Genomic DNA, 16,086 nt, shown 5'->3' with positions numbered 1-16,086 from the left:
AATAGATTATCCTCTTAGATTTGTCAATTCCTCTAAATTTAACTAGGCTTTAATATAATTATTGAAATATGGATGCTAGGCAAGCTATACTATAAGAGTAATCATTTACATGAGATATTTTTACATTTCACTTTAACGGTTACTGGCAGTATAATTTTTATCTGCATTTTTGTCCCAGAAGTACTTTTCTATAATCTGTTGCATATCATATAAATAAATATTTATAAAATAGGCGGGTGATAACATGAATTGTTATGAAGCAATGAAGAGAATGCTTGAAATCGACTCAAAGATGCTTGAATTAGGCAAACTATTAGCAAACGCTAAGACTGTTGATGATAAAGCTAGATATGAAGCTAGTATCGATACATTAGAATTAGAATTTATAAAATTGAAACATCAATTACAATTTACTGAACTTAATACTAATAACCCATTAAATCTATAGCATAGTGAATAAAATCTTATGGACTAACTATAAGATTTTATCTTAAATAAACTGGCTTCTGCCACACTTTTCTTAGTAAATCTTACAACTATTAATACAGTAAATAAGTACTATGGGACATATTTATCAATTTACTAAGCTTGTGGCAAAACATATATACTAGAATCTATATTCGATTGAGTATAAAAAGTAAAAGTAGTTAATGAACTGTCATTAACTACTTTTTGCATACTATCCAAATATCTTGCCCATGAAACCTTTTTTATCTTTATCTTTATGATCGTTACTATCACTTACTTTTTCACCTGAAGCTTCTAAGAACATGTTTAGAGCTTCTCTTTGCTTATCATTTAGACTCTTAGGAATATCTACGATAACATTAACGTATTGATCACCTCTGCCTGAGGAGTTGACTCTAGGTACACCTTTTCCTTTTAATCTAAATAAAGTTCCTGGTTGAGTTCCTGATGGAACAGTGTATTTAACATCACCATCAACTGTTGGAACCTTTATCTCTGTACCCATAGTAGCTCTTATCATATCCAAATGATAATCTAAGTAAATGTCAAAGCCTTGCCTCTTAAAGACCTTAGAAGGCGCTGCATTGATTCTTATATATAAATCTCCAGGTGAACCGTTGTTTGAACCGTGTTCTCCTTGTCCTCTTAAAGGCATTACATTGCCAGTATCAACACCTGCTGGTACATTAACTTTTATCTTTCTAGTCTTTCTTACCTTACCTTTTCCTCTACAATCTGGACATGGATCTTCTATTACGTGTCCCCTACCACCGCACTTATCACAAGTAGTTTGGCTAACCATATTGCCAAAAGGAGTTTGTCTCTGCACTCTTATTTGACCTGTTCCACCACATTTTGAACAAGTCTTTGGTGATGTTCCAGGCTTAGCACCTGAACCTCTACAAGTCTCACAGTTTTCACTTCTAGTTAAAGAAATCTCTTTTTCTGCTCCAAATACTGCTTCTTCAAAGGAAAGATTAAGAGTATATTCTATATCAGCACCTCTTTGTGGTCCATTTCTTCTGGCACCGCCACCGCCGCCTCCGAAACCTCCTCCAAAAATACTTTCAAATATATCTCCAAAACCACCCATACCTCCAAAATCAAAACCATCAAAACCGCCTGCACCACCGGCATTAAAGTCTGTTGTTCCGAATTGGTCATATTGAGACTTCTTCTGAGGATCACTTAAAACTTGGTAAGCTTCATTTAATTCCTTGAATTTTTCTTCTGCTTCCTTATCCCCTGGATTTCTATCAGGGTGATATTTTAGGGCTTGCTTTCTAAAAGCTTTTTTTATCTCATCATCACTTGCACCTTTTTCAAGACCAAGTACACTGTAATAGTCTTTGCTTGCCAATTATTTCACCACCTAAGTTGTAATATTAAAGGGAAGACGAGTTAGCCTTCCCTGTCATATTATATATTAAATACTCGCTTTGTTACAACTATTTGTCATCATCAACTTTAAAATCAGCATCTACAACATTGTCATCATGAGGTGCTCCAGCATTTGCTCCACCTGCATTAGCAGCGTTTGGATCGAATCCAGCACCACCTTCAGCATTTGCTGCTCCATATACCTTAGATGAAATTGCATAGAATTCTTGAGTTAAGTCTTCTACAGCTTTCTTTATTCCTTCTATGTCATCACTATCTTTTATTCTCTTAACTTCATCAAGCTTAGCTTGAACCTTTGCTTTGTCCTCAGCAGAAATCTTATCTCCAAGCTCAGTTAGAGTTTGTTCTGTTTGATATACAACTTGATCTGCATTGTTCTTAACTTCTATTGATTCTTTTCTCTTCTTGTCTTCTTCTGCAAATCTTTCAGCTTCTTTAACTGCTGCATCTATTTCAGAATCACTTAAGTTTGTTGAAGCTGTAATAGTGATATTTGCTTCTTTTCCAGTTCCCTTATCAACTGCTGATACTTTAACTATACCGTTAGCATCTATATCGAAAGTAACTTCTATTTGAGGAACTCCTCTTCTTGCTGGAAGGATTCCTGATAGTGTAAATCTACCAAGAGTCTTGTTGTCAGCAGCCATTTGTCTTTCACCTTGAACAACGTGTATTTCAACTGATGTTTGGTTGTCTGCTGCTGTTGAGAATACTTGACTCTTTCTTGTAGGTATAGTTGTATTTCTTTCTATTAATGGAGTTGCTACTCCACCTAGAGTTTCTATACCAAGGCTTAATGGAGTTACATCTAGAAGTAATACGTCCTTAACATCTCCAGTTAATACACCAGCTTGAATAGCAGCACCTACTGCAACACATTCATCTGGGTTAACTCCCTTTGAAGGTTCCTTGCCAGTAAACTTCTTAACAGCTTCTTGAACTGCTGGTATTCTTGTTGAACCACCAACAAGAACTATCTTATCTATATCGTTTAAGCTTAAACCTGAGTCAGCAAGTGCTTTTCTCATTGGTTCTATTGTTCTATCAACTAGGTCACGAGTTATTTCGTTGAATTTTGCTCTTGTTAGAGTTAATTCAATGTGCTTTGGACCTGAAGCATCAGCTGTAATAAATGGAAGATTTATTATAGTTTGAGTTGAAGATGAAAGTTCTATCTTAGCTTTTTCTGCTGCTTCTTTAAGTCTTTGTAAAGCCATCTTATCATTTCTTAAATCAATTCCATTTTGTGATCTAAATTCTTCTGCTATATAGTCTATGATCTTTTGGTCGAAGTCATCTCCACCTAGGTGAGTATCTCCGTTTGTTGCTTTAACTTCGAATACACCATCACCAAGTTCAAGTATAGATACGTCGAATGTACCACCACCTAAGTCATATACGAATATCTTGTGGCTGTGATCTGTCTTATCTAAACCGTAAGCAAGAGAAGCTGCTGTTGGTTCGTTTATTATTCTTAAAACTTCAAGACCTGCTATCTTACCAGCATCCTTTGTTGCTTGTCTTTGTGAGTCATTAAAGTAAGCTGGAACTGTTATAACAGCTTGAGTTACAGTTTCTCCAAGGTATGCTTCTGCATCAGACTTTATCTTCTGAAGTACCATTGCTGATATTTCTTGTGGAGTATAATCTTTTCCATCTATTGTAGTCTTATGGCTAGTTCCCATATGTCTCTTTATTGATATTATTGTCTTATCTGGATTTGTGATCGCTTGTCTTTTAGCTACTTGACCAACTAATCTTTCTCCGTTAGCTTGGAAAGATACTACTGAAGGAGTTGTTCTAGCACCTTCTGAGTTTGCTATTACTACTGGTTCTCCTCCTTCCATAACAGCTACACAAGAGTTAGTTGTTCCTAAATCGATACCTATAACCTTTCCCATTTCCTATTTCCTCCTCGTTATTGCGAATTTAATTTATTTATTCAAAGTAAATATGTTTACTAGTTTGCTACCTTGACCATAGTGAATCTAAGAACCTTGTCACCCTTTTTATAGCCTTTTTGAAACACTTCAGCTATTGAGTTTTTGTTAAAGTTCTCGTCTTCTATATGCATTACTGCTTGATGTAAGTTAGGATCAAACTCTCCAGTTGTGTCAATTTCCTCAACACCTAACTTTTCAAAAGCATTTTTGAACTGTCTTATTGTCATATCAACGCCTTTCTTAAGGTCATCCACACTTCCTTCAACAGCTACAGCTCTTTCAAGGTTATCTAAAACTGGAAACATTTCTTTTAGTACGTCTTCGCAGGCATCAGTGTAAATGCCTTCTTTTTCTTTAGAAGTTCTCTTTCTGAAATTGTCATACTCTGCATTTAGTCTTAAAAGTCTTTCCTTTAATGCATCTAATTCATTATTAAGCTTAGAGTTTTCGTTTTTTAGTTTAATCATCTCATCTTTGAATGAAGTAACATTATCATTACCACTCTCAAACTCTATATCCTCTAAAACTTCACCTTCTAGAACTTCGTCTACGTTCTCTGTTTCTTCAACGTTGTCAGTGATATTTTCTGAAGCATTTACTTCATCTTTTTCATTAACTTGATCGCTATTCACTTCTTTCATATCTTGTTACTACACCTCATCTCTCATTTATGAAATAGGGCTTTTTTCTAAAATTATATAAACCCTTTGTTGGTTTTTATCTTAAATATATATCTATTAAACTCAAAGCTTATTTTAAGCCCTGATTTTTTAACGATTCGTTTAGTTCTCTCATTACTTCTTCCATAATGGACATAACCTTCGGATAATTTATCCGTGTGGGGCCAATCAGTGCTATGATTCCTGTATTTTTATTACCTAAGGTATAAGCCGCGGTAATCACACTACAATCCTTAGCTTCAGGCAGATAATTCTCATCACCTATTCTTACAGAGATATCATCTTCACTGACTATTAGTTTAGCAACATTATCCTTATCATAAAGAAGCGATAATATTTCTTTAGCTTTTTCTATGTCATTGTATTCTGGGTAATTAAATATGTTAGTTGTACCCTCCATAAAAACCTCGCTTTCAGAAGTATTTAAGGTTTCATACAATGCAGGTATCAGAGCATTGAATATTTCATCAAAACCTGATAAATCTTTCTTAAGCTTATTTATTGTTTCTAAATTAATCTGCTCTATAGTTAAATCCTTAAGTCTTATATTCAATATGTTATTTATTTTTATTAAAGTCTCTGACGAAGGTATACTAGAAACCTTAATTAGACTGTTCTTAATAACTCCACTGTCTGTAACAATAACACAAAGAAGATTTGCCTGATCTACTGTTAGTAGTTGTATAGACTTTATAACACTCTTCTTTACTGAAGGAGCATTTACTATACAAGTTAACTTTGTAAGCTGAGATAAAAGCGTACTCGCTTGCTTTATCATCCTATCTACTTCAAAAAGAGCCGAGTCTATAAGATATTTTTTAATCAATAATTCTTCTTCTAAGCTAACGCCTTGAAACTCCATTAGTTTATCAACGTATAATCTATAGCCTTTACTTGACGGAATTCTACCAGCAGACGCATGAGGTTGTTCCAGATATCCCAATTCTTCTAAGTCAGACATTTCATTTCTTATAGTGGCTGAACTTATTCCTAAATCATATTTTTTAGCGATAGTCCTTGATCCTACTGGCTCACCTGTCATAATATAGTCATTTATAATCGCCTGAAGAATTTTTATTTTTCTCTCATCTACCACTAATATCACCTCTTTTGTTAGCACTCGTTAGTAGTGAGTGCTAATGACTACGATTTAAATATATTATTTATATATTTTTTTGTCAATTTGTTTTATGCTAATAAATCTATAGATTCAATTAATTTAAGCCGTTATAGAGAAATTTTCTTTCAAAATCTCAAGATTACTCCATGTTTCTCAATAATTCTTTTTTACAACTATTATAGCCCTCTTCTACAGCTATTATAATAATAAAAAACCTAGTTTATTTTAAGTTTAGACTACATCCAATAATATCGTTAAAGTTAAGTGGTTATAAAGGATATTCTGTATGAGCGAGCTACTAACGCAAGCATCGGATGACTGACCACTTAATTTCAACACAGTACTTTAAAACAACCTAAATTTATGCCAGCATAAAATCACTCATAACATAGTTTGACAACTCTATACCTTTTTTACTCAAAAAGATTCTTCCATTTTCTCTTATTAGAAGTTGTTCTTTAATATGTTTTTCTATGATATCTGAGAATATTTCATCTATAGTTGCTCCGAATCTAACTCTAAAATCTTCTTCTGAGATTCCATCTAATTTTCTTAAGCCCATAAAAATAAATTCTTCTATATTATCTTCTCTAGAATTTTCTATAACTTCTTCGTATTCCTCTAAATTGTTTTCCATAGCTTCCATATACTTATCTAGGTTAGAAAGATTCTTATATCTTGTTCCATTAATATAAGACGATGCTCCAGTTCCACAAGCCAGGTAATCTTCCATATTCCAATATACCAGATTGTGTCTGCACTCTCTGTTAGGCTTGGCATAGTTAGAGATTTCGTATTGCTCATATCCTGCCTCTTTAAGTAAAGTATGTGTCAACTCATTCATTTCTCTTTCTTCATCTTCTGACGGAAGATTCAGTTTATTTTGTTCGTACCATCTATAGAATACGGTATCTTCTTCAACTATAAGACTGTAGGCAGATATATGCTCTGGTTTTAATTTGACTATTTCTTTTAAGCTTTCTTCCCAATGACCTACCTTCTGACCAGGTAGTCCATACATAAGATCTATATTTATATTAGAAAATCCTTTACTTCTGGCTAAGTAATAATTTTCTTCAAACTCTTTATAATTGTGTATTCTGCCTATAACCTTTAGCAAGTTATCCTGGCAGGCCTGTAGTCCAATTGAAAGCCTGTTCACCTTGTTTTCTTTCATAATTTCTAATATTTCATTACTTAAAGTTCCTGGATTACATTCAACAGTATATTCAACATCCTCACAGAGTTTTAAATCTCCAATGCACTTGAGCAGCTTTTCAAATAAATTTAAATGTAAATAGGTGGGAGTTCCCCCACCTATAAAAATAGTTTTAATCTCATATTTATGAGCTTTTCTATTTATCTCTGCTATAAGAGCATCTGTATATCTATCCATTATGTTTTCAATACCTTGAAATGAATGAAAATCACAGTAAAAACACTTTTGTTTACAAAATGGTATATGTACATAAAGCGCTATCTTTTCCATACTGCCATCCTCCAATATCAAGTTTATATCATCAGTTATAATACTTATGCTATATTGGCAAAAGTATCGTAATAGTTTCTCAAAATACTTAAGCTTTTCTATAGCTTATTAACTTATAGGAATCTATAGAAGCAGTCCTATTCTACCTTTAGAACAGCCATGAATGCTTCTTGTGGAACTTCAACAGAACCTACCTGTCTCATTCTCTTCTTTCCTTCTTTTTGCTTCTCTAAAAGCTTCTTCTTTCTGGAGATATCTCCTCCATAGCATTTTGCAAGAACGTCTTTTCTCATAGCCTTTACAGTCTCTCTTGCTATTATCTTTGTACCTACGGCAGCTTGAATTGGAATTTCAAAAAGCTGTCTTGGAATTATTTCTTTAAGCTTTTCAGCTATTCCTCTACCTTTATGATAAGCTCTCTCTTTAGGAACTATCATGGATAAAGCATCTACAGTATCACCATTTAATAATATATCTAACTTAACAAGCTCAGAAGTTTCATACCCCTTTAGTTCGTAGTCTAGGGATGCATAACCTTTAGTTCTTGATTTTAATGCATCAAAGAAGTCATAAACTATCTCGTTTAGAGGTATCTCATAATTGATAACAACTCTAGTAGTCTCGATATACTCCATATCAAGATATTTTCCTCTTCTCTCCTGACATAGCTCCATTATAGGTCCAACATATTCAGTAGGGCTTATTATTGCCGCTTTTACTATTGGTTCCTCCATGTAGTCAATTTCAGTTGGTTCTGGAAGATTTGTTGGGTTTGTAAGCTCTATTAAAGTGCCATCTGTCTTTATTACTTTATATATAACAGAAGGTGCAGTAGTTATAATTTCAAGATTGAACTCTCTTTCAATTCTTTCTTGAATTATTTCCATGTGCAATAGTCCTAAGAATCCGCATCTAAATCCAAATCCTAAGGCAATAGAAGTTTCAGGTTCAAATGACAAAGCTGCATCATTTATTTGAAGCTTTTCAAGAGCCTCTTTAAGCTCTTCATACTTTGCACCGTCTACTGGATATATACCTGAGAATACCATTGGTACCGCTGGTTTGTATCCTTCTAGTGGTGTATCAGTAGGCCTATCAGCCTCAGTTATGGTATCTCCAACTCTAGCATCTCTTACATTTTTTATGGAACCAGTAATATATCCAACATCACCAGCTCTTAGCTCCGCAATCGGCATAAAGCCAGGTGTAAACACTCCAACTTCAGTTACCTCGTATACCTTATTTGTAGCCATTAGTTTTATCTTTGTTCCTACTCTAACGGATCCCTCTTTTACTCTTACATAGGAAACTACTCCTTTATAGCTATCATAGAAGGAGTCAAATATAAGAGCCTGTAAAGGGGCTTCTTCATCACCAGTAGGTGCAGGAACTTTCTCTATTACTGCATTTAATACATCAATGATGTTAAGTCCAGTCTTAGCTGATATAAGCGGTGCATCATGTGATTCTATTCCTATTACATCTTCAATTTCCTGTTTTATTTCTTCTGGTCTAGCACTAGGCAAATCTATCTTATTTATTACTGGAACTATCTCTAAATTATTGTCTAAAGCTAGATAGCAGTTAGCAAGAGTTTGTGCTTGAATACCCTGAGTAGCATCTACAACTAATACTGCGCCCTCACAAGCAGCCAAACTTCTCGATACTTCGTAGTTAAAATCTACGTGTCCAGGAGTATCTATAAGATTAAGTATGAATTCTTCACCATCTTCTCTTCTATAAACCAGTCTTGCAGCCTGAGATTTGATGGTTATTCCTCTTTCTCTTTCAAGCTCCATATTGTCTAAAACTTGCTCTTCCATTTCTCTTTGGGTTAAGGTTCCTGTGGTTTCAAGAAGTCTATCTGCCAATGTAGACTTACCATGATCGATATGTGCAACGATTGAAAAGTTTCTTATGTGTTTCTGTCTATTACTTTGCATATTCATAAACCCATCCTCAAGGAATTTCCTTGGAACAGTTTTCACCCCCATGTAGATTAAATCTTGTTAAATTATATCATAGCCTCCAGCTTGATTGTCAACATATATATGCTATGATACCACACCATCTATCTTTTTACTTATCTTTTCGTAAAAATACTCCATCCCATTTCCTATCTTGTCTATGATAAGACCGCCTTTTTCCTTTATTTTACCTACAGATTTAAGCTTTGACGCAATTCCATTTATATCATAATACTTTCCATTGAACTCTAGTTTATAACTTCCATCTTCATCATGTATCTTTAACTCACAATCATCTTCTAAAAGCCCTAAAAAATCCTGTCCAAATTCACTTTTTAACTCCTTATAATCGTCTTGTGATATAGTGTTAACGCCTTCCGTACTTTTGCTTAAAGAAGCAGTATTTATGATATTTATATTTATAATGCCCCATAACACAAAGGATATAATCATAAACACAAAAATAACATTTATTAATTTTCTCAAAAAAAACACCCCCGAGATTTAAGTATTGAGTTCTAACTTATATCTATAAGGATGTTCATTTTTACCATTTTTATTCAGTTCTCACTTAGTTTCAATTATTATCCTACAGTACTATTTACTTTATTCAAGCTATATTTAATAATATAATTGAAATTAAGTGGTCATGAAGGAGATGCTATATGAGCGAGCTACTAGAATTAAATGATTTTTTCAGATGGAATGGCCTCAAAAAATCGCTAATTGCTCTTCATTAGTGATTTTTTTGCGCATCTGCCTTTTCTGAACGTATGTGAAGAAATTCTGGCAGGCGACATAATTTTTTACTCTTTACTCTTTGAAATCAAAACATCTTATATTATTTATATTTAAATTCAGATATAAAATGTTTATAAAGATTACAATAGCTAAAGAGTAAACCTGTATGTTCGAACGTAGTGAGTTTACAATTTTAGCCATGGAATATGACAAAATCATATTAATTCTTTGCGCAAGCTCATCTAAGCGTCGGATGACTGACCACTTAATTTCAAGAAGTTATTTAAACAAAATCAAAAATCTATTAATTACTTTTTATTCAAATACTCAGCAATTACTCTAGCTACATACTTTGCTGACCCTTGAGACTCATCGCAAGTATTGATATCAGAACCAACCTCTATCAATATAGAGTGATTACTTAAATTTTGATTAAAAGAATTCATTCCTCTTCTATAGGACAATATTCCTTTTGAAAAGCCTGGAAAAAGCTTTCTGCTTATATCATTTAAACTTTCAGTTATTCCATTATTCTGATCATAATAAGGCGTATTTTGTGCAGTAACAAACATTATTTTTGCTACATTTTCACCATTTATATTCAAGGTAGTTGCATTTTTATTTTCAGTGGAATCTCTATGAAGATCTATTATCAACTTAAAATTGTTATACTTTCCTAAATATTTTTTTACAGTTTCCGCTGACCTTAAGTAACTGTCGTTATATACCATACTGTGCATGGTCTTATCGTGAATTACAGAAATACCGTAATTCTCAAGCTCCTTTTCAAGAGCAGTTCCAACTCCTACCACACTATATTTTTCTTCTGTAGAATCAGAATTTGCTGGTTTGTAGGCTTCTGTTGTATGAGTGTGATATATAAGCACTTCAGGTTTGGATTCATTTAGCTGTTTCTTAAGCTTTGGATCAAAAGCAGCAGAAACTTTAATTGGTGTTCCGCTATCTCCCTGCTGATTCGTACCTTGCTTTTCTTCTGGATTAAGCTTAGCTATAGCTCCATCAGAAAGGCTAAATGGATTGATTGATGCATAGTTTTCATTATATTCTTTTTCATTGCCGCTGGCTAAATTGAAGTAAGGTATCTCCTCAGCCAATAGATTTGATGGGTTCATTAGGCCATTGGTTATTTTATCGTAGATAAGATCCCTAAAAGATTCACTTTTTTCGCTTTTGTCATTAGTAGCTTGTACATTTGTACCAAAGTAAGGTATAGATTTCTCTATAGCTTTTATATAAAGATAGGAATCCTTTATTAAAGCTGTCCTCATATTAGTAAACAATACCACCACTACTAAGGCTAAACAAACTATCATAAAAAGCATAAATTTTAAAGAGCTATGTTCATTACTTCTCCTCCTATTATAATACAAATTCATCCCCTCCTCATATAATTTATATGAGAAAGATATTTAAATTATGTTATGTAAAATTGCTAGTTATTTAATGAAAAAATCGCCAATACATTAGTCGTATTAGCGATTTTTTGAGCATATCGTCTTTAACCCATAAATTTATTTATATCATCCATATCAAGGCTAGGCTGTAGTGCCATATTTAGGCCATTTGATATTATCTTAGACACAGAATCTATAACAACATCTACTTCTTTTGGTGTTACCATTAAATCACCTACATGAGGATTTAATAAGGACTTTATCATCTTACTCTTTTCATTTTTATCTATTGTCTTAAGCATATTATAAAATTCACTGCCTTGAGTAGATTGGTGTATCATTTCATCTAATACCAAATCCATAGCATCATTTACTATTGTGGCAGCATCTACCACAGTAGGAACTCCTATGGCAATAACTGGTATTCCCAGATTCTCTTCATTAATTTCCATTCTCTTATTGCCAATCCCTGCTCCAGGAGATATGCCTGTATTGGCAATTTGTATTGTCCTATTTACTCTCCTAGTGCTTCTAGAAGCTAAAGCATCTATACATATTACCATATCAGGTTTTATTTTTTCTGCTACAGCTTTTATTATTTCTCCTGTTTCTATTCCTGTTATGCCTAGAACTCCAGGAGCTAAAGCACAAACCGGTCTCACCGAATCGTCGATAGAATCTGGCATAACTGCTTTTAAGTGCCTTGTTATCATCAATCTTTCCACAACCTTTGGCCCCAAAGCATCCGGTGTTACATTCCAGTTACCTAACCCAACTACTAGAGCAGTTTTAGATGGATTTATGTCAATTAGTTTGTTTAAGCTATCGTTTAAAACGTCAGATACTTCATCCATAACCTCACCATCATAATGAGTAAATTCAGGTATATCAATTGTTATGTAGGTACCAATTGGTTTTCCAATCTTTACAGCACCATCTTCATTTATTATTTTTACAGTAGTTACCTTTATATCATTTATTTCTTCTTCCTCGGAAATAATGCCATCTGCTTCTCTTTTATTTATTTGTTTATATAATTCTCTTGCTTCCACAGCCAGGTCAGTTCTTACATTTATCATAAGGTTCACCTCCGAAATAATTATTTTGTTCATATTTTATCCCACTAAATAAATAATTATTTATAGCTGTTGATTGGTATCTCAAGCTTATTTAAACTATTGGTTATTTTGAATTATTAGTAATAGCGCTTTATTTACTTGCCTTTATGCTAAAGTATTAGTATATTTAATACATCTACATTTTTCTTGTAGAATAATTATTTTGAATAATTATAGGGAATTTTAATGATATTAGGCTATAGCTTTATTCGCTGATACCGTTATTATGTATAATTTTAACTGGAATTTACCAGCTAGTATGGCTTAAAAAAATAAAATAGTACTTGAATTAGGCACTTATCAATGCTATAATATCATTTGTTGAATATGAACTCGTACGCAGATTTCCCCAAAAACTGCAGAGACCCTATAAAATTGAAGGGGGTGAACATGAATGGCAAATATAAAATCAGCTAAAAAGAGAATAAAAGTTATTGAAACTAAGACTTTAAGAAATAAGATAATAAAATCTGCTCTTAAAACAGCTATAAAGAAGTTTGAAGTAGCTGCTGGCGCTAACAATGTTGAAGAAGCTAAGGTTACTTACAAGGACGCTGCAAGAGCTTTAGATATGGCTGCTGCTAAGGGAGTAATCCATAAGAATATGGCTGCTAGAAAGAAATCAAGATTAGCTGCTAAGTTAAACACTATAGCATAATAAGCTTGTAAACCGGTCTAAAGACCGGTTATTTATTTTTCAAAAACTACTACCCTTCTATTTATCTTCAGCTGGTAATTTTCCCAAAATACTTTAAAAGCTTTAAATACTTTCGAAGTTTTATCCTTCTAATGCATAGTTCCTTACTAAACAAAACAACTTAAATCATATTGTAGCTTACAATCTTCTATAAATTAGAAAAGTCACGTACATGAAGGATCGGTTCCAAACACATACATGACTATTTATTTAATATAATTGCTAAATCAAATAATTATTAATATACAAATTAATATTAATTATTTAAACCATCAACGTACTCATTATCATAATTTCCATCTCTGTTTTCTTGTCAAAGGCTGTACTCTTTAGCTTTCTTTCTGTTTCTATGCATAGCTTCATACAGCTATAAAGCTGCTTGTAAGAAAACTTTCTACTTTGAGTCATGAGCTTTTCACATATGAAAGCTGGTCTTCTGATCTCCTTTGCTAGATCATCCTTAGTTTTTCCCTTCTCCATACCAAGCTTTATCTTGTACAACATGGTAAATTGGGATTGTATTAAGGACAGTATAAGCATTAAATTCTCACCTTTATTTATAAGCTCATTCATAATATCAATTGACTTTTCTGACTTCTTTTGACTTATAAAGTCTACCAAATCAAATACATCATCTTCACTTTTATGAGGAAGCATCTTAGTTATATCCTCTCTTGTTATATCTCTACCTTCTGTATAGCTTATAAGCTTATCTATCTCTCTTTCAATTATATTAAAATTGTTCTCTACAGAATCACAGAAATATCTTAACTCTACCTTACCTATATTCTTTCCCCTCTCTTCAAATATAGATCCTACCTTTTTATAAAGCCTTTCTCCCTTTAATTTATCAACCTTTACCACTGTAGCATTTTTTTCAAGGGTAGTTAGCTTTTTATTTCTAGTAGGATTTTCTCTCTTATCATTTAAAAGATAGTACATAACTAGTATACAATGAGAAGGCGCATTTTTTAAATACTCTACCAGCTGGTTATATATTTTAGTACCCGCTGCATCACTTTTATCTCTTATAAAATTAGCTCTATATATTACAACAACCTTTTTATCTGCAAAAAATGGCAAGGTTTCGCAGGCATTCATTATTTCATCGAAGGAGGTTTTCATTCCATCTATTCTTATATAATTAAGATCTTTAAATTCACCACTTACGGTTTTAGCTACTATCTTATCTATATTTTCACTGATTATCATCTCATCTAAGCCTACAAAGACATATGCACCTTCTAGGCCTTTTTTCATCTTACTTTCTAATCCATCTAAATCAATCACCGTTATCACCTTCAGACTCAATTATAGTATCGCTTAAAACATCGGAGGCTTTTTTGCTTGAAATAAGCTCTCCCTTTCCACTAGTCTTTATTATATCATAGTATTGTTTGCAAATATAACACTGATTGTTAAGAGCTACTATGTAGCTTTTTCCTTTGTTCACTATCACTATCTCTTTTTCCTTATCTTTAGGCATGACAGCAATATTACCTTCAACATAGGGCTGCTTATTTACCCACTTTAAACTTTCAGTTGGATAATACTTTTTGTTGATAACATTATAACTATAACCAGTTAAATTAGGGATGATTAAGATTCTCTTAAATCCCTGCTCTATCAATAATGCCTTAGTTTTATTCTCATTAATTAAAGTTACCTTTGTTTGAAAACTATATAAAGAGACGATTACACATACAAATACCGCCCATGCTACAGCCTTAGCTTTCCTATACCCTTTACTATACATATAAATACAGATCAGTATGAGACAGTATCCGTAGACTATATTAAAGTTAATAGTAGTAACCTTCAGAGAAAACTGATCAATAAAGCTTATGCCTCCTTGCAGTGCCACTATAAAGAGCTTTATTATATAAGCCGATATCGTAAATACTTTATCATTAAACATAAGCAGAAACGCTATGTTGCCAAGTATTACTATAGCTGTAAACATCGGCAGCAAAAATAGATTTCCCCACATAAAGTTAGGTGAAAAGTTATTTAAGGACAAGGTAGCTACTGGAAAGGAAAATACCTGAGCTGAAATAGAAATACAAAAGGTGTCACTTATCAGCTCCGGTAGCTTATAAAACTTTCTTCTAAGCTTATTATAAAACAGCAATATACCTAAGGTTGATAGGTACGACAACTCAAAGCCTATGTCATATAAATAATAAGGCTTATAACATAAAAGAAGTATTGCTGAAAAGCATAGGGATGATATAGAATCATAATTTCTATACAGCTTTTTAGATAACTTAAGGATAAGTATCATTATGAAGGCTCGCCAGGTAGATGACTTTCCTCCACTAAATATGGTATATATAAAGCTTATTAACAGAGCCACCTTAAATCCTAGCAACCTTTCTATGATTGAATATACAACGGCTATATGAAAGCCTGACACTGACACCACATGGATTATTCCAAACTTACTCATCAATGTATTTTCATCATCTTTTAAGTATTTAGTATATCCAAAGGCAGCTGAACAGACTAAAGCTGTTCCATCTTCTCCTATATATTTTTTCATTCTATTATAAAATTCATCTTGCTTTTCGTTTGAACTGCCGCTAAATCCATTCTTTAAACAACTATATTTAGATACTTCTATGGCTCCTACTATCCCTTTTTCATAGTCAGCTTTTCTCTCAAGCCTTCCATATAGAACGTATTTACCACCATCCTTAAGCTCTGGCAGCTTGCCCTGAAGCTTAAAGCTCTGTCTGCCAATCTCACAAATATTACTTTTAGAATTCAAAACTTCAACCTTAAAAACATCTTCTGTATTGGTGTAAAAATTGTAATACACCATAGAATTAACATAGGACGCTATAAAAAATATAATAATAACTGCTATAAAATTTTTGCTATATATGAAAAAATGTATTAAAAAAAATGATGCAGCTATAAGCACTGCACCAAGAAAACTTACTTTTACTATATTGAAAGTTAAAATCCCAGCAATACATGAAACTAGTATATTAACCGCTGGTCTTTTAACCTCTTCATTGTTTATAATCTTATTTATCATAGTA

13 protein-coding genes are annotated in these 16,086 nt (G+C 32.9%); 2 read left to right on the top strand and 11 right to left on the bottom strand.

The window, feature by feature from the left end; all coding sequences use genetic code 11:
- Positions 1-244: 244 nt before the first annotated feature.
- Complete coding sequence (locus C1I91_RS08710) at positions 245-448, top strand: hypothetical protein (RefSeq protein WP_128212537.1); 204 nt, start codon at positions 245-247, stop codon at positions 446-448.
- 231 nt (positions 449-679) lie between these two features.
- Here C1I91_RS08710 and dnaJ read toward each other — a convergent pair whose 3' ends face one another.
- From dnaJ to gpr, 9 genes are all read right to left on the bottom strand, one after another.
- Positions 680-1,828: a molecular chaperone DnaJ gene (dnaJ, locus tag C1I91_RS08705; RefSeq protein WP_128212536.1), complete on the bottom strand. Its 1,149-nt coding sequence runs from the start codon at positions 1,826-1,828 to the stop codon at positions 680-682.
- Between the two features lie 88 nt (positions 1,829-1,916).
- On the bottom strand, positions 1,917-3,770 hold the full coding sequence (dnaK, locus tag C1I91_RS08700) for a molecular chaperone DnaK (protein WP_128212535.1): 1,854 nt from the start codon (positions 3,768-3,770) through the stop codon (positions 1,917-1,919).
- A 59-nt stretch (positions 3,771-3,829) separates the two neighbouring features.
- Positions 3,830-4,453 carry a nucleotide exchange factor GrpE gene (grpE, locus tag C1I91_RS08695; RefSeq protein ID WP_128212534.1) on the bottom strand — a complete coding sequence of 208 codons (624 nt, stop codon included), beginning with the start codon at positions 4,451-4,453 and terminating at the stop codon, positions 3,830-3,832.
- A gap of 109 nt (positions 4,454-4,562) precedes the next feature.
- The gene (hrcA, locus tag C1I91_RS08690; protein WP_238476028.1) at positions 4,563-5,534 is read right to left on the bottom strand and encodes a heat-inducible transcriptional repressor HrcA; all 972 of its coding nucleotides are present in this window, start codon (positions 5,532-5,534) and stop codon (positions 4,563-4,565) included.
- Between the two features lie 439 nt (positions 5,535-5,973).
- Entirely contained in the window at positions 5,974-7,101 is a 1,128-nt protein-coding gene (gene hemW, locus C1I91_RS08685; protein WP_128212532.1) for a radical SAM family heme chaperone HemW, read from the bottom strand.
- Between the two features lie 137 nt (positions 7,102-7,238).
- Positions 7,239-9,044 (bottom strand): translation elongation factor 4, encoded by a 1,806-nt coding sequence (gene lepA / locus C1I91_RS08680; protein ID WP_128215943.1) that lies wholly within the window; start codon positions 9,042-9,044, stop codon positions 7,239-7,241.
- A gap of 111 nt (positions 9,045-9,155) precedes the next feature.
- Positions 9,156-9,554 (bottom strand): hypothetical protein, encoded by a 399-nt coding sequence (locus C1I91_RS08675; RefSeq protein WP_128212531.1) that lies wholly within the window; start codon positions 9,552-9,554, stop codon positions 9,156-9,158.
- 563 nt (positions 9,555-10,117) lie between these two features.
- On the bottom strand, positions 10,118-11,200 hold the full coding sequence (locus tag C1I91_RS08670) for a stage II sporulation protein P (RefSeq protein ID WP_164880487.1): 1,083 nt from the start codon (positions 11,198-11,200) through the stop codon (positions 10,118-10,120).
- A gap of 128 nt (positions 11,201-11,328) precedes the next feature.
- Positions 11,329-12,303, bottom strand: coding sequence for a GPR endopeptidase (gene gpr / locus C1I91_RS08665; protein ID WP_128212529.1), 975 nt, complete (start codon positions 12,301-12,303; stop codon positions 11,329-11,331).
- Between the two features lie 433 nt (positions 12,304-12,736).
- Between gpr and rpsT the strand changes: the two genes are divergently transcribed.
- Complete coding sequence (gene rpsT / locus C1I91_RS08660; protein WP_128212528.1) at positions 12,737-13,000, top strand: 30S ribosomal protein S20; 264 nt, start codon at positions 12,737-12,739, stop codon at positions 12,998-13,000.
- Positions 13,001-13,303: 303 nt separating this feature from the next.
- Here the strand turns inward: rpsT and holA are convergent, their stop codons facing one another.
- Positions 13,304-14,329, bottom strand: coding sequence for a DNA polymerase III subunit delta (holA, locus tag C1I91_RS08655; RefSeq protein WP_128212527.1), 1,026 nt, complete (start codon positions 14,327-14,329; stop codon positions 13,304-13,306).
- On the bottom strand, positions 14,322-16,082 hold the full coding sequence (locus tag C1I91_RS08650; protein ID WP_128212526.1) for a ComEC/Rec2 family competence protein: 1,761 nt from the start codon (positions 16,080-16,082) through the stop codon (positions 14,322-14,324). The genes holA and C1I91_RS08650 overlap by 8 nt, the downstream gene beginning before the upstream one ends.
- Positions 16,083-16,086 lie beyond the last annotated feature (4 nt).

This window comes from Clostridium manihotivorum (assembly GCF_004015185.1).
Taxonomy (GTDB): domain Bacteria; phylum Bacillota; class Clostridia; order Clostridiales; family Clostridiaceae; genus Clostridium_AR; species Clostridium_AR manihotivorum.
This window is presented reverse-complemented; position numbering and strand designations above follow the sequence as displayed.

Coding starts and splice junctions, on each gene's coding strand:
- C1I91_RS08710 (WP_128212537.1), top strand. CDS start 245: ATGAATTGTTATGAAGCAATGAAGAGAATGCTTGAAATCGACTCAAAG.
- dnaK (WP_128212535.1), bottom strand. CDS start 3,770: ATGGGAAAGGTTATAGGTATCGATTTAGGAACAACTAACTCTTGTGTA.
- grpE (WP_128212534.1), bottom strand. CDS start 4,453: ATGAAAGAAGTGAATAGCGATCAAGTTAATGAAAAAGATGAAGTAAAT.
- hrcA (WP_238476028.1), bottom strand. CDS start 5,534: ATGACAGGTGAGCCAGTAGGATCAAGGACTATCGCTAAAAAATATGAT.
- hemW (WP_128212532.1), bottom strand. CDS start 7,101: ATGGAAAAGATAGCGCTTTATGTACATATACCATTTTGTAAACAAAAG.
- lepA (WP_128215943.1), bottom strand. CDS start 9,044: ATGCAAAGTAATAGACAGAAACACATAAGAAACTTTTCAATCGTTGCA.
- gpr (WP_128212529.1), bottom strand. CDS start 12,303: ATGATAAATGTAAGAACTGACCTGGCTGTGGAAGCAAGAGAATTATAT.
- rpsT (WP_128212528.1), top strand. CDS start 12,737: ATGGCAAATATAAAATCAGCTAAAAAGAGAATAAAAGTTATTGAAACT.
- C1I91_RS08650 (WP_128212526.1), bottom strand. CDS start 16,082: ATGATAAATAAGATTATAAACAATGAAGAGGTTAAAAGACCAGCGGTT.